The organism is Leptolyngbya sp. FACHB-60, from assembly GCF_014695775.1.
Classification (GTDB): domain Bacteria; phylum Cyanobacteriota; class Cyanobacteriia; order Phormidesmidales; family Phormidesmidaceae; genus Nodosilinea.
In genome coordinates, this window is record NZ_JACJOX010000050.1 from 178,665 (window position 1) to 193,596 (window position 14,932).

The 14,932-nt window shown below is 55.3% G+C and carries 11 protein-coding genes and 1 tRNA gene; 9 read left to right on the forward strand and 3 right to left on the reverse strand.

Annotated features, from left to right (window positions below):
- The first annotated feature begins 74 nt into the window (after positions 1–74).
- The 3 genes from H6F57_RS19930 (at position 75) to H6F57_RS19940 (ending at position 5,184) form a co-directional block, all read left to right on the forward strand.
- Complete coding sequence (locus H6F57_RS19930) at positions 75–626, forward strand: Rieske 2Fe-2S domain-containing protein (protein ID WP_190626845.1); 552 nt, start codon at positions 75–77, stop codon at positions 624–626.
- Positions 627–935: 309 nt separating this feature from the next.
- The gene (gene metH / locus H6F57_RS19935) at positions 936–4,631 is read left to right on the forward strand and encodes a methionine synthase (RefSeq protein ID WP_190626847.1); all 3,696 of its coding nucleotides are present in this window, start codon (positions 936–938) and stop codon (positions 4,629–4,631) included.
- An 88-nt stretch (positions 4,632–4,719) separates the two neighbouring features.
- On the forward strand, positions 4,720–5,184 hold the full coding sequence (locus H6F57_RS19940) for a DUF29 domain-containing protein (RefSeq protein WP_190626848.1): 465 nt from the start codon (positions 4,720–4,722) through the stop codon (positions 5,182–5,184).
- Position 5,185: 1 nt separating this feature from the next.
- On the opposite strand, the gene ttcA is transcribed toward H6F57_RS19940, so the two are convergent.
- Positions 5,186–6,121: a tRNA 2-thiocytidine(32) synthetase TtcA gene (ttcA, locus tag H6F57_RS19945; RefSeq protein WP_190626850.1), complete on the reverse strand. Its 936-nt coding sequence runs from the start codon at positions 6,119–6,121 to the stop codon at positions 5,186–5,188.
- Between the two features lie 483 nt (positions 6,122–6,604).
- Here ttcA and H6F57_RS19950 point away from each other — a divergent pair, with 483 nt between their 5' ends.
- Positions 6,605–9,211, forward strand: a complete 2,607-nt coding sequence (locus tag H6F57_RS19950; protein WP_190626852.1) for an endonuclease/exonuclease/phosphatase family protein — start codon at positions 6,605–6,607, stop codon at positions 9,209–9,211.
- A gap of 55 nt (positions 9,212–9,266) precedes the next feature.
- Here the strand turns inward: H6F57_RS19950 and H6F57_RS19955 are convergent, their stop codons facing one another.
- Positions 9,267–10,379, reverse strand: a complete 1,113-nt coding sequence (locus tag H6F57_RS19955) for a metallophosphoesterase (RefSeq protein ID WP_190626853.1) — start codon at positions 10,377–10,379, stop codon at positions 9,267–9,269.
- Between the two features lie 191 nt (positions 10,380–10,570).
- Here H6F57_RS19955 and trmB point away from each other — a divergent pair, with 191 nt between their 5' ends.
- The 3 genes from trmB to H6F57_RS19970 all read left to right on the forward strand — a co-directional run bounded on the left by trmB (position 10,571) and on the right by H6F57_RS19970 (position 13,153).
- Entirely contained in the window at positions 10,571–11,206 is a 636-nt protein-coding gene (gene trmB / locus H6F57_RS19960) for a tRNA (guanosine(46)-N7)-methyltransferase TrmB (RefSeq protein ID WP_313933588.1), read from the forward strand.
- Positions 11,207–11,245: 39 nt separating this feature from the next.
- Positions 11,246–11,319 (forward strand) — tRNA-Arg (locus H6F57_RS19965).
- 463 nt (positions 11,320–11,782) lie between these two features.
- Positions 11,783–13,153 carry a hypothetical protein gene (locus H6F57_RS19970; RefSeq protein ID WP_190626857.1) on the forward strand — a complete coding sequence of 457 codons (1,371 nt, stop codon included), beginning with the start codon at positions 11,783–11,785 and terminating at the stop codon, positions 13,151–13,153.
- Positions 13,154–13,345: 192 nt separating this feature from the next.
- Here the strand turns inward: H6F57_RS19970 and H6F57_RS19975 are convergent, their stop codons facing one another.
- Entirely contained in the window at positions 13,346–13,576 is a 231-nt protein-coding gene (locus H6F57_RS19975) for a helix-turn-helix transcriptional regulator (protein ID WP_190626859.1), read from the reverse strand.
- A 101-nt stretch (positions 13,577–13,677) separates the two neighbouring features.
- On the opposite strand from H6F57_RS19975, the gene H6F57_RS19980 reads away from it, so the two are divergent.
- On the forward strand, positions 13,678–13,986 hold the full coding sequence (locus tag H6F57_RS19980) for a hypothetical protein (protein ID WP_190626860.1): 309 nt from the start codon (positions 13,678–13,680) through the stop codon (positions 13,984–13,986).
- 207 nt (positions 13,987–14,193) lie between these two features.
- Positions 14,194–14,598, forward strand: a complete 405-nt coding sequence (locus tag H6F57_RS19985) for a hypothetical protein (RefSeq protein ID WP_190626862.1) — start codon at positions 14,194–14,196, stop codon at positions 14,596–14,598.
- The last annotated feature ends 334 nt before the right edge of the window (positions 14,599–14,932 follow it).

The following is a 14,932-nucleotide window of genomic DNA, read 5'->3' on the forward strand; positions in this document are numbered from 1 at the left end:
TTCGTTAGCCTGGCTCTAGTGAATAGATCGGCTCTCAGGATTTCTACAGCTATTTGACAGGCGATTTAGACAATATGGCCCATTCCTCAAATTCCCAATCTAAGCCCAAGTACCCTAGTCGGCGGAGTCTGCTCAGGTATATGGCTGGGGGCAGTCTAGGGGCGATCGCCATGGTTTTCTCACGGCCCCAGCCAGCGGCGGCCCAAGACCTTGAGGAGCTGTGCTCAACGTTTCCGCAGAATTCTCGCTGCCTCGACTATTTGCCGGGGGTGCAGGCGTTGAATGCGGAGGGTGAGGCGATCGCCGTCGATACCTTCTTGCCCACCACCACGCCAGGAGTTCCGCAGCCGGTACAGGGATTGCCCAGCGTGACCTATTTGGTAATTGAGGAGGGGCCGGCAATTGCCTCCTACGGTCTGCGCCCCATCTGCCCCCACCGAGGCTGCGCTGTGATCTGGCAGGCTGAACAAAACCGCTTTGCCTGCCCTTGCCACGGCTCGAAATTTGATGCTGAGGGACGGGTGCTGCGAGGGCCAGCTCGCAAACCGTTGCCGCTGGTCACCGTGGTCGAACGGCAAAACCAAATTCGCCTAGTCGATCGGACTCCCTCCGTCGATCCACGCTAGTTAGTTCGCGCCCAAGGATACCTACCAACTTAAGGCGTTGCTGAATCTAAAAATGAACCGGCAAAACCTTTAGACTCTGCTTGCCCCCCTGCCCCCCAATTTTGTGGGATCTTGAGACTCTATCTCCCCCCAGGATTGGGGGGCAGGGGGCAAATCATACTTGCGTTAAGCAACGCCCAGCTTAAAACCGATCCAAAAACGAGCCTGGCCCTTTGACCTGTAGTCTTGGGAAGCTAGTTTTCGGATGCGTTCTTTGGGGGCAATGGTTGATAATAGGTGATCTCTGTTGCAGTCCCCTTCTAACGCACCATGTCTAGCGCCTTTCTCGATCGCCTCCACAGCTCCGATCGCCCGGTGATGGTTTTTGACGGTGCTATGGGCACCAACCTCCAGGTGCAAAACCTGACCGCCGACGACTTTGGCGGCCCCGAGTATGAAGGCTGCAACGAATACCTGGTCTTTACTAACCCCAAGGCGGTTGAGATCGTCCACCGAGGATTCCTCGAAGCCGGTGCCGACGTGATTGAAACCGATACCTTTGGTGGCACTGCGATCGTGCTAGCCGAGTATGACCTGGCCGACAGAGCCTACGAACTCAACAAAACCGCCGCCGCCCTAGCTCGCCGTGTCGCGGACGAATATTCCACCCCTGACAAACCCCGCTTCGTCGCTGGTTCCATGGGGCCGGGCACAAAGCTGCCCACCCTTGGCCACATCGACTTCGACACCCTCAAAGATTCCTACGTCGATCAGGCCAAGGGGCTAATCGACGGTGGCGTCGATCTGATGCTGGTGGAAACCTGTCAGGACGTGCTGCAAATTAAAGCCGCTCTGAATGGCATTGAAGAAGCCTTCGCAGCCACGGGTAAGCGCCTACCCCTCATGGTCTCCGTCACCATGGAGCAGCAGGGCACCATGCTCGTCGGCACAGAAATGGCGGCGGCGCTGGCGATCCTCGAACCCTACCCGATCGACATTTTGGGGCTCAACTGCGCCACCGGCCCCGACTTGATGAAAGACCACGTGCGTCACCTGGCCGAGCAGTCGCCCTTTGTCATCTCCTGCATCCCCAATGCGGGCCTACCTGAGAATGTGGGCGGCAATGCCGTCTACCGCCTCACCCCGATGGAGCTGCGGATGTCGCTGATGCACTTCATCGAAGACCTGGGCGTGCAGGTAATTGGCGGCTGCTGCGGCACCCGGCCTGAGCACATTGCGCAGTTGGCGGCGCTGGCGCGGGATCTACGGCCAAAACCGAGACCCGTTAGGGGTGGATGGGTGGAAGGCTCGATGGGTAACGGGGTAAATGCTTCTGCTACACCCTCCCACTCATCCACCCTCCCACCCTTCCCCCCTTCCCCTCGCCCCGCCCTCAACTACACCCCTTCAGCCGCCTCGATCTACAGCCCCCAGCCCTACGACCAAGACAACTCGTTTTTGATCGTGGGCGAACGGCTCAACGCCAGCGGTTCCAAGAAGTGCCGCGAGATGCTGAACGCGGAGGACTGGGATGGGCTGGTGGCGTTGGCGCGATCGCAGGTGAAAGAGGGTGCCCACGTACTCGATGTGAACGTGGACTACGTGGGGCGCGACGGCGAGCACGACATGCACGAGCTGGTGTCGCGCCTGGTCACCAACGTCACCCTGCCGCTGATGCTCGACTCCACCGAGTGGCAGAAAATGGAGGCGGGCCTGAAGGTGGCCGGGGGCAAGTGCATTCTCAACTCCACCAACTACGAAGATGGCGACGAGCGCTTCTTTAAAGTGCTGGAGCTGGCGAAGAAATACGGCGCCGGTATCGTCGTCGGCACCATCGACGAAGACGGCATGGCTCGCAGCGCCGAGAAGAAATTCCAAATAGCCCAGCGCGCCTACCGCGATGCCCTGGAGTATGGCCTTCCCGCCCACGAAATTTTCTTCGACACTCTGGCTCTGCCGATCTCAACGGGCATTGAAGAAGACCGAGTCAACGGGCGCGAAACCCTCGAATCCATCCGGCTGATTCGTGAAAATCTGCCCGGTAGCCACATCATGCTGGGGGTGTCGAATGTCTCCTTTGGCCTCAGTCCCGTGGCCCGCGTCACCCTCAACTCGGTGTTTCTCCACGAGGCCATGCAAATGGGGCTGGATGGGGCGATCGTCAGTGCCGCCAAGATTCTTCCTCTGGCGAAGATTGACCCCGACCACCAAAAAATCTGCCGCGACCTGATCTACGATCGCCGCGAGTTTGACGGCGACATTGTCTCCTACGACCCGTTGACCAAGCTCACCACCCTGTTTGAGGGCAAGAGCCTGAAGAAAAAGGAGGCGATCGCCAAAGATCTGCCCATTGACGAGCAGCTCAAGCAGCACATCATCGATGGCGAACGCATCGGCCTCGACGACGCCCTGGCCAAAGCCCTCGAAACCTACCCGCCGCTGGAGATCATCAATACCTTTTTGCTCGACGGCATGAAGGTCGTCGGCGAACTGTTTGGCTCTGGTCAAATGCAGCTGCCCTTTGTGCTGCAATCGGCCCAGACCATGAAAGCCGCTGTCGCCTACCTCGAACCCTACATGGAGAAATCCGACAACGACGGCTCCGGCAAGGGCACCTTCATCATCGCCACGGTCAAGGGCGATGTGCACGACATCGGCAAAAACCTGGTTGATATTATCCTGTCAAACAACGGCTACAAGGTAGTTAACCTGGGCATCAAACAGCCCGTGGACGCGATCATCCAGGCCTACCGCGAGCACCATGCCGACTGCATCGCCATGAGCGGCCTGCTGGTCAAATCGACCGCCTTCATGAAAGACAACCTGGAAACCTTTAACCAGGATGGCATCACCGTTCCCGTCATTCTCGGCGGCGCGGCGCTAACTCCCAAATTTGTCCACGAAGACTGTCAGAAAACCTACAAGGGCAAGGTCGTCTACGGCAAGGACGCCTTCTCTGACCTGCACTTTATGGATAAGCTGATGCCCGCGAAGGCGGTGGGGAACTGGGATGATTTACAGGGCTTTTTGGATGAGGAGATGAGGAGTGGGGGGGATGAGGAGAAAGAGGCTCCCACAGTTGAGATTACGTCTGACACTCCTTCTCCATCCCCTCACCCCCTTATCTCCTCACCCGAAGACACTACTCGCTCCGAAGCCGTAGACCCCGCGATCGCGCGCCCCAAGCCCCCCTTCTGGGGCACCCGCGTGCTCACCCCGGCGGACATTTCCCTGGAGGAGGTGTTTGGCTACCTCGATTTGCAGGCGCTATTCGTTGGTCAGTGGCAGTTCCGCAAACCCCAGGAGCAATCCCGCGAAGAATACGATGCCTTCTTGCAGGAGACGGTGCATCCGATTTTGGCTACTTGGAAGCAGCGGATTCTGGCGGAAGGCCTGCTCCATCCTCAGCTGGTCTACGGCTATTTTCCCTGCTTGGCTGAGGGAAATTCTCTGCACATCTACGATCCCTCTGTAGTGGATCTTGACGCAGGGGCGAATGGCCATTCACCCCTACCAGAGCCTGTTGCCACCTTCACCTTCCCTCGGCAAAAATCGCTGCGGCGGCTATGCATTGCCGACTTCTTCTTGCCGAAGGAATTGGCGAAGCCCGGCGAGTTTGACGTGTTTCCCATGCAGGCGGTGACGGTGGGTGAAATTGCCACGGAGTTTGCCCAGAGCCTCTTTAAAGACGACCGATACACCGACTACCTCTACTACTACGGGCTGTCGGTGCAGACAGCGGAGGCGATCGCCGAGTGGTGCCACGCCCGCATTCGCCGCGAGCTGGGCTTTGGGGAGCTGGAGCCTGGCACCTTGCGGGAAGTGCTACAGCAGCGCTACCAGGGGTCGCGCTATAGCTTTGGCTACCCGGCCTGCCCCAATATGGACGATCAGCCGGTGCAGCTAGAGCTGCTTAAGGCTGAGCAGATTGGTCTGACCATTGATGAGAGCGAGCAGCTGCATCCTGAACAGTCGACGACGGCGATCGTGGCCTATCACCCGGCGGCGAAGTACTTTAGTGCCTAGAGACAGCTGCTCTGCTGTCTGCCTTACCGGTGCATCGTTCTCTGCTCTCTCTTACAATGGCAGTGCAGGTTTTATTACAGCTGTCGCCATGTCGCCTCAAACTGCTGCTCTGGCTGGCTCGCTAGCCAATCTTTACAACCAAGACTACGCTCTGTGGCTTGACACTACAGGTCAGCTGCTCAAAGCGGGGCGACTTGCAGAGATAGATATTGCCAACTTACTCGAAGAACTAAACGACATGGGGCGCAGCGAAAGACAGGCTTTGACCAGCAACCTAATTGTGGTGCTGATGCATTTGCTCAAGTACACCTACCAGCCGGGGCAGCGTTCTAACAGCTGGCGGTTTACTCTCAAAGAGCACCGTCGCCGGTTACAGGAAGCGCTGGACACCAGCCCTAGTCTGAGGCCTTATTTTGAGCAGATCTTGGCCGACTGCTACCAGGAGGCTCGCGACTTAACCGCTACAGAAACCGGGGTTGGCCTAGAGAATTTTCCAATGGAGAGTCCGTTCACTCAAGAGCAGGTGCTCGATCGCAAGTATCTGCCTCAGTAGGCTAGGTGCCTTGGTGTTCTCCTGCCCCAATGCCCAGGGGTAGCGGCAGCCCATCGGCGAAGAGCGCCATGGCTGGGTCAAACTCAGCCTCTAAATCGGTACCGATCGCATCCCCGTCTTCATTGCCGGTCGGAACAATCTGCGCTGACTCTAACCCAGCGAAGTCAAATAGGGCGGGGTCGGCGAGTTGTGAAGGGGCAATGTTTTGCAGGCTGCGAAATAAGGTCTCGGTGCGACCAGGCCACTGTTTTTCCCAAGTTTGCAGCATCTCTTTGATCTGTGCCCTTTGCAAGTTGGCCTGCGACCCACACAGCGTGCAGGGAATGATCGGGAACTCGCGGTAGCGGGCGTAGCGGGCGATGTCGGTCTCGGGGCAATAGGCCAGGGGCCGAATGACGATGTGGCGGCGATCGTCGGTCAGCAGCTTGGGGGGCATGGCCTTGAGCCTGCCGCCGTGAAACATATTGAGAAACAGGGTCTCGATCATGTCATCGCGGTGGTGGCCGAGGGCAATTTTGGTGGCCCCTTCTTCAGCAGCGACCCGGTAGAGAATGCCCCGGCGCAGACGCGAGCACAGGCTGCACATAGTTTTGCCTTCCGGGATCACGCGCTTGACGGTGCTGTAGGTGTCTTGCTCGACAATGCGGTAGGGCACGCCGATCGCCTCAAAATACTCCGGCAGCACTTCGGCAGGGAAGCCGGGCTGCTTTTGATCGAGATTCACCGCCAGAAGGTCGAAGTGAATCGGGGCGCTGCGCTGAAGGTGGCGGAGGATATCGAGCAGGGCATGGGAGTCTTTGCCACCGGAGACGCAGACCATGACGCGATCGCCCTCGTGGATCATGCCGTAGTCGGCGATCGCTTGGCCAACGCGCGATCGCAAAAACCCCTGAAGCTTTTTGAAGCTGTTGGAAGTGGGCTGTTTAACTCCGGCCATAGGCCTGCTCTCCTGCCATGCTGAACGTCTAAAATTCCCTACCCTCAAGCGTTCTATTTTAAAGTGCTGAGGGCACCACCCCGCCGCCGGTTAGGGGCGATACACCGGGCCTTTATGAAGCTTGTGCAAAGACCCGGTAGCTTAAAGCACTTTTAAACAGCCCTTTACCGACTGCCGCTGCCCCTCTGATAGTCTGTTTATGTAAAAACACTGACATTCCAGACACGCTTAATGACGTTTCTGGAAACAAGTTTTGGAGCCTCGATGCTTGCCTAGAGAATAGCTAATTGGAACTTTGCCTGGGACAAAGTTTATTGTTGGGCTGACCTGAATTTGCCTTTTACGGGTCAGTCTGTCGTGCTCTGCTGTTCAGAGCACCCAAGGGTTTGGAAGGCGTAGAAACCCTGATGAAATCTAAACTCCATACTTTGTGGGGTCAATTTTGTGCGGCTAAAAACTGTTTTTTGGGAGTAATTGGTTCTCATGGCAACTTCAGTTTTTATTAACGAACTGCATTACGACAACGTCGGCACCGACATCGGCGAATTTATCGAAATCGCGGCCCCCATGGGCACCAACTTAACCGGCTACAGCCTGGTGCTCTACAACGGCAATGGGGGCACAGTCTACGGCACCATTGCCCTCAGCGGCGTAGTGGCTAACCAGAGCAATGGCCAGGGTACGATCGTGGTCGACTTTCCCAGCAACGGCCTTCAGAACGGAGCACCCGACGGTGTGGCCCTAGTCGATGCCGAGGGCAATGTGCTGGAATTTCTTAGCTACGAGGGCTCGTTCACGGCGGTGGGCGGCCCGGCCAACGGTCTCACCAGTGTTGATATTGGCGTGGCAGAAAATGGCGACACCCCCGTTGGCCAATCGTTACAGCTGATTGACGGGGTCTGGACTGGCCCCCTGACCGCAACCAAAGGGGCGGTCAACAGCGGCGGTAACGGTGACGGTGACGGCGGTGGCGATTTAGAGCCGACGGCAATTTACACCATTCAAGGGGCTGGGCACAGCTCGGCGCTGGTGGGGCAGGCGGTATCGACCATGGGTATTGTCACCGCCGTGGATACCAACGGCTTTTACCTGCAAGACGCCGTGGGCGACGGCAACATTGCTACCTCCGATGCAATTTTTGTCTTCACCGGCAGCGCCCCCACCGTGGCGGTGGGCCATGAACTTCAAGTTACTGGCACCGTGTCTGAATTTACCCCTGGCGGTGCGTCTACCCGCAACCTGTCTACCACCCAGCTAGGCGGTAGCCTCACCATTACGACTCTCAGCACCGGCAATGAGCTGCCTACGGCGGTGGTTTTGGGCCAGGGCGATCGCGTGCCCCCCACCGAAAACATCGACGATGATGCTTTTGGCAGCTTTGACCCCGTCACTGACGGCATCGATTTCTTTGAGTCGCTGGAGGGCATGCGAGTAACAGCCCAAAATCTGCGGGTGGTGAGTGGTACCAACGGCTTTGGCGAAATCTTTGCAGTAGTGGATGACGGCGCTGGCGCTACTGGCCTGAGCGATCGCGGCACTCTCAACATCAGCCCCGACGACTTTAACCCCGAGCGGGTGCAGGTGCAGTTTGACAGCGGCGTGTTTGACTTCGCCTTCCCCGACGTGAATGTAGGCGACAACCTAGGCGATGTGACCGGGGTAGTAGGCTATGGCTTCGGTAACTTTGAGATTGTGGCAACCGAAGACTTTGGCGGCCAGATTCAGCGGGGCGGCCTGGCACCGGAGGTCAGCGGCCTGACCGGGGGCAGCGACCAGCTCACGGTGGCTAGCTACAACGTGCTCAACCTCGACCCCAACGATGGCGATGGCGACGCTGATATTGCCAATGGGCAGTTTGCAGCGATCGCCCAGCAGATTGTCAAAAATCTCAATGCCCCTGACATTGTTGCCCTGCAAGAGGTGCAGGATAACTCGGGCAGTGCCAACGACGGGGTAACGGCGGCGGATGTGACCCTGCAAACCCTGGTGGATGCGATCGCGGCGGCGGGCGGCCCCACCTACGCCTTCATCGACAATCCGTTCATTCTCAACAACGCCAGCGGCGGCCAGCCGGGGGCCAACATTCGCACCGCCTACCTCTACGACCCCAGTCGGGTTGGCTTGGTAGAGGGATCAGTGACCACCATTGGCAGTCAGGCCCAGGGCGAAACCTTTGCCGGTGCCCGGCTGCCCCTGGTCGCTGGCTTTGAGTTCAACGGCGAAACCGTGACGCTGGTGAATAATCACTTCTCATCGAAGGGCGGCAGCGCCCCCATTTTGGGCACAGCCCAACCCTTCGAAGCACTCCAGGAAGACCCCTCGGTCAACGGCTCCCTCGACGAGCGCCAGGCCCAGTCGGAGGCCGTGCAGGGCTACGTTAGCGGCCTGTTGGGTAACGACCCCAGCGCCAATGTGGTGGTGCTGGGCGACCTGAACGAGTTTGAGTTTGTCTCGCCGTTGACAGGGCTAGAGAGCGCTGGGCTGACCAACCTGACCAACACCCTGCCCACAGACGAGCGCTACTCCTACATTTTTCAGGGCAATTCTCAAACGCTCGACCACATTTTGGTCAGCGACAGCCTGGCTGCCACTGCCGAGTACGATGCGGTGCATGTCAACGCTGAGTTTGCTGAATCCCTCCAGGCCAGCGACCACGACCCGGTGCTGGCCCGGTTTACCATCGAAGCTCCCAATGTGATCACGGGTACGCCCCAGCGAGATGTGCTGGTGGGCAGCGATCGCAATGACACCATTCTGGCCAGCGGTGGTCCCGACCTAATTACTACCGGCAGCGGGCGCGACCAGGTTGTCTATACCAGCACCAACCAGACGGGTGCTACCATCACCGACTTTGAGGTGGGTGCCGACAAGTTGGTATTCACGGACCTGCTGTCCAGCATTGGCTACACCGGCACTAACCCCCTGGCTGATGGTCTGGTGCAGATTCGCAGCCTGGGCAACAGCAGCCGCACCCAGCTCTCCCTTGAGCTAGACCGCATGGGCGGTGGCCGTACCCAGTTCACCAACTTCATCACCTTCCAGGGTGTGGATGCGGTGGCGCTGAATAACGCCGAGAACTTCGTGTTCTAAGGCAGCTTTTACTAGCCATAAATCCCCGGTTTCTCAAAGAAGCCGGGGATTTCTTCTATTTAGCGGGCCAGACCAGGGTGGCGGTGTTGTCGATCGCCTGGGGGTTGCCGTCGCTATCCACCGAGTTGAAGTGGGCCAGTCGCTCCTGCACGTCGGGCGGCAGGTGCGAAAAGTCGAGTTGGGTATCGCCGTCGGCCACCGCTGCCCAAAAATGCCGCAGCTTGGGGGCGATCGCCTCGGCCTCGGCCTGCTTTAGCCCCACCGGCGGGCTGACCAAAAACTTGGTCATAAACCCCCCGGCGCGATCGCACATCCACTTATGCGACATAGCCTGTAAGTCGTCCCAGGGCTCAACAGCGGTGAGGCGGCGCGATCGCACCTCCATGCGCAGTTCCCCATCGCCGTGCTCAATCTCCACAATGCGGTAGGGATGGGGGTAGCTGACCAGCGACCCGGTTAGCACCTCGCACAGGTCGCCTCGGCGAGCTACATCCTGCACATGCAGGTGGCCCGTAAACATCAGCCGCACCTTCGCCGCCTCTAGCCGCTGGATGATCGCCTCGGCATTGCTCACCATGTAGCGCTGGCCCAGCGGACTGTTGGACTGCCCCGGCAGGTGCTCCAAGACATTGTGGTGCAGCATGACCAGGATTAAGTCGTCAGCGTATTCTGCCAGGGTGGCCTCTAGCCAGTCGAGCTGCGCCTGATCTACATAGCCCACCCGAATCTGCTCGCCGTTCGGCTCAAAGGCATTGGAGTTTAGCGTCACCAGCCGCACACCGGGGAGAATTTCGTGCTGGTAGTGGAGGGTTTTGCCGTCGGTGTAGCCAAAGTCTTGGTACAGCCGGGGGAAGTCGTGGAGGCCAATGGCGCGATCGCTGGCATCGCGGGCAATCACATCGTGGTTTCCTGGCACCACGTAGGCCGGAAAGGGCAGCTGCTTGAGGCGATCGATCAGCCACTGGTGGTTCACCCATTCGCCGTGCTGAGTGAGGTCGCCCGGCAGCAGCAAGAAATCTAAATCCAGCGTTTCGAGGTGGTCAAAGATTTGCTCAATGCCCGGAATGCTGACTTCGACCAAATGAAAGCGGTGGGGGCCATTGTAAATTGTCTCGGGTCGGGCGATGTGAGGGTCGCTGACGATCGCGAAGCGAAAACGCTGTCCCATGGAGCTAAACAAACTTATTAATCAGAATTCCTTACCAGCCTAGCCCCTTGCCGCTAGATCCGGTAGACAAGCTAACTCGGCATCTCTAGAATTAACCGCTTTCCGGTTGGGCCGCCCCGCTGCTCAACTCTGTCTATTTGCCAGACCAAAGTGGCATGATAGAGAGCTGTGGTTTGTCAGAGGTCAGTGCCGTGGCTGTTGTTCGGGTGCGTCAGCACGTTAACCCCCTGAGCGGAAAGTATCAGGCCCCGGTCGAAGTCCCTGCCTGGGAGACGGTGTTTGCTAACGCTCAGCAACCGCTGCACATCGACATTGGCTGCGGCAAGGGCGTGTTTCTGTTGCAAATGGCCCAGCTTCAGCCCGAGTGGAATTTTTTGGGTCTCGAAATTCGCAAGCCCGTGGTCGAATCGGCCCAAAAGCGCCAGCAAGAGACGGGGCTGACCAATCTGCATTTTATGTACTGCAACGTCAACATTTCCCTGCGGGGTCTGCTAGAAAGCTGGGGCGATCGCAATCCTTTGCAGCAGGTGTCTATTCAGTTTCCTGACCCGTGGTTTAAGAAGCGCCACCAAAAGCGGCGGGTGCTGCAACCCGAGCTGGTGAGCACCATAGCGGAATTTTTGCCGTCTGGCGGGCGACTGGTGGTGCAGTCGGATGTGGAAGAGGTGGCGGTGGATATGTGCGATCGCATTGCCGAAAACCCCCACTTTCTCCGCCAGGGCCAAGACTGGCTGCCCCAAAGCCCCTTCCCGGCTCAAACCGATCGCGAGCGCGTCACACTAGAGCAGGGCTTGCCCGTCCACCGCGCGATCTTTACTCGGGCTTAGCCCCACCTCCAGGCCAGAGTGTAGAATGGCCAAAGACCTGGGGTTGTAGCTCAGCAGGATAGAGCGGCCGCCTCCTAAGCGGCAGGTCGTGGGTTCGAATCCCGCCAGCCCTGTTTTTATTCCAATTCCTGAACAAAATTTTTGTTCGCAATCCGGCGTTTTGGCGGAATGTGATGAAGCTGTTGACCAGTGCTGTGCGTTTTACAAGGTACGGGTGGTTGGGTGGGATAGGTCGAATATGGTGATGGGGCACATATTCAACCGTTTCCTGGGTTCCGGAATGATCGATTCGTCAATGGCCTAGTGGTCTGTAAAGCCTTAATTTGTAAGTTGGGTGCAGCGGAGTGAAACCCAACGGTAGTAAGCTTTGTTGGGTTCCGCTAGCGCTTCACCCAACCTATGCAAACCCTAAATTTTAGTTTTAACACGGCACTAGGGTGGATGGTGAGGAGTTCCCTAAAAATGGGCTCTAAGAGAAAGAGAGATAGCTCACAGATCAGCACATAGATACTTTATAAAAAATAGTTTCTATAAGCAAAAATTGTACCCCAACTTAATGGAGTTATATCAAAAAGTATGCCTCTCGATCCAAATATTCTATTTATCAAAACAGTAAGATTTTTGACGAGAACAGAGATTGATTTATTTGGCGCAAGGAAATTAGGATTTAGTGCAGCCGAAACAATGGCAAGAAAACTGATCGAGGTCGGAGTAATTAATATTAATTCGCACGAAGAAGCTATCTTCAAGAAGCACTATCAAAAATATATCTCGCTATCCAATAAGCTAGGATCTCAAGCTGCCATTCTAGTCTTATTGATTATTTTATTGTTTACTTTAGCTACGATCTTTTACATGCATGAATTGACATATTTATTATATCAACAAGGTATTCGGCGGGGAAGCCAGATCGCATACTCAGACAGCTTCGCTGGTACTCATGAATTTGTCTGGGGCACAGTATTTTTACTCTTATGGTTTTATTTTATCTGGAAATTTTTCATTGAAGAAATTGTCATTTTAGAAGAGAAGGAGAAAAATTCTCAGGAAGCTGACAAAAGCCAAGCTAGAAAGAAAATTAGATCTTTAGAACCTGTTGAAGAAAGGCTGACAAAAATCCTGATCACTCTTTTTTTGATGGCGATTTTCCTTGCTGCATGGGGAAGCTGGATAGCATTTTCTACCTACCCTTCATTCACTAGTCGTGTATATGTTTTGGCTGGTGCCATAGGAACCCTTATGTTTATCGGCCTCATCCTTTCCATATTATTTGGGATACTTTTATTTGCTTTGACTGATTTAATCTTAAAAAGAAGCATTCCGGACTCAATCATTGTTTCAGAACTTGGACAACTCATTTTATTGCTCAATGATGAGCCTTCTATTGATTTTGGAAGCATTGTCGTGAAAAATAATATCATAAGATCATTAGAGGGAATAACTTTCTGCTTCTCAAACTTACTACCACGCAAAATTCGTGTTCGGAATATTCACGAAAAAGCTTTGCTTGTGAGAGAGTTCAAGAAAATAGCTAATGGCTTTCAATCATTACAAACATGGGTATATAGCCCTATGTCTGATACTAGGGAAGCTCTTTTTTTAAGGTTGAAAAATGACTTTAGTAATATTTTATCTGGAAATTATCATGATTTACCTAAGATAGAACAGCTTCTTAGTGCCGACATTTCTCTTAAGGATTTTTTGATCAATCAGGCTAAGCGGTGGATAAATCTCCTCTTTAGGATATCGCTACCCTTTCTAACACTTTGGATGCTTGAGCTATCCCCTATAAAGATTTCTTCTGACGCAACGGACTATCTTTTGATAGGATCTTTTGCTTTTTCAGTATTGATTTTCGTGGTTGAGATAGATCCTGATTTTGGAGAAAAATTAGCATTTTTGAAAAATATCCAAGAATTGTTAACTACGAGGAAGAGTGACCGGTAAGCCTTCGTAGGTTGATGCTTCGACAAGTCAGACGTAGAAAAAGCTTAACCCTTACTCCCCCACATCCAACCCCTCCCCCACAACCACCGAAAAGGTGTAGGCGCGGCGATAGTCGGGCATGGAGATAGACAGAAAGGAGCGGGTTTAGGGTTCCCTGTTGGTAGCTGAGGTCGGTGGTGGGCAGTGCCCACCCTACGAGATTTCGTTGAGGAGATAGCGTTCAACGAAGGCTTTGGCAGCTGGGGGGTTGAGGGTTTTTAGCGCTCTGACGATTTCTACGATCGTTTCGCCGGATGGATCGCTCTTCTCATTAGCCCATCGGTAAACACTGTTACGTTCAATATCGAGAGCCGCCGCCAGGCTGTACTGGCTTACCTCAAACTCCTCAAGTACTTGCCTGAGCACATGTCCTGCTTTTCCCATGTCTTCATGGTGTCAGACCGCTTAGAGCACGTAAACAACTGATCTGTTGACGACAACTGATTTGTTGACTATCATTTCGTCATCGTTCCTGTTGACGCACTATGCAAGACCAATCCCCCACCGCTCGCTACAGTGCCCGCATCCTCAGCCCTGAATCCTCTGAGCCAGTTCATCTCGAGCTCACCCTCAAACTCCACAGCTACCCCCACCCCGATCGCGAACCCGTTAAAATCCTCGTCATCGGCAGCAAGCGCTCTGTGAGTTCCATCGTCGTCGCCCTCCACCAGCTCGGCTTTGCCGAAATCTTTGAGTGGACAGACTTTCTCAGCGCTCCCAACAGCGATCGCCCTCTGCAATTTCAACCCCACGAGGTGATGAGAGCTTTGGTGAAATACATGCCAAGGGAATAACGTATTTCCGTGGGCCAAGGGTTGTTCGCGCCACCTGTCCTGCTCTCCGCCCAGAATCGCTATAGTTGGTTGGGGTGCTGCGGCAGTTTTGCCTGCTGTTCTACCGGGTTCTCTAGAGGTCGCCTACCTCAGCCTCTGCTCCAGGGATGTAGTCGTAATTTAGGGAAACCGTATGAGCTATCGTCCTGTCCTTGAGTAGATTCTGCGATGCGATATTGGTTAGCTTTAGCCCTCGCCCTGAGTGTGGTGAGCCTCTCCCCAACCAGCACCCCTGCCCAATCCCCCGCTGCCCCTGCCAGTCCCCAGCCCCAGAGCGAAGTAGACCGACTCTTCCTAACGCGAGGCAGAAACATAGCCCGCGCTGCCGCCGAGACTGCCAATGGGGGGTTGGGGTACTACATGGCCGAGCCCGCTATGCATGGCCCCACGGCAAATGCCCCCGTGGTGATTAACGAGGATGGTTCCCTACAGTTTACCTTCAAGGGCTTTCGCCCCGAAGATAGGGATATCAACGGCAACCCCACCTTCTCCTTTGAAACGGAGGTGCTGATAAACCCTGATCGGACCTTTCAAGTCGTCTATAACGGTCCCATTCGCCCGGTCAGCCCTTAACAGTTAGGAGATTTCCAGGCAAGACGATCAACTAAGGCACTTCCCACCATAGGGAAAACTATTGTCTGAGCAAATCCTGTCTGTATAACGCTCTGTAAGGGCATTGCAGTGCAATGCCCCTACGGGGTATAGAGGATGAATCGGGGTCATGTGATTCGGATTTGGTCTAATCCCTCTTTAGTCACTTTCGTTAAGCAAAAAGGATTGTTCAGGCAACTTTCACCTGAATAGCTAGTGGACTAGCCCGAAACTGATGCATGCAATTCATCAGCCGATACAAGCCATGACGCAATCCAGGAATAGCAAACACCTCAAGCCAAGGTTTGAGACGTTG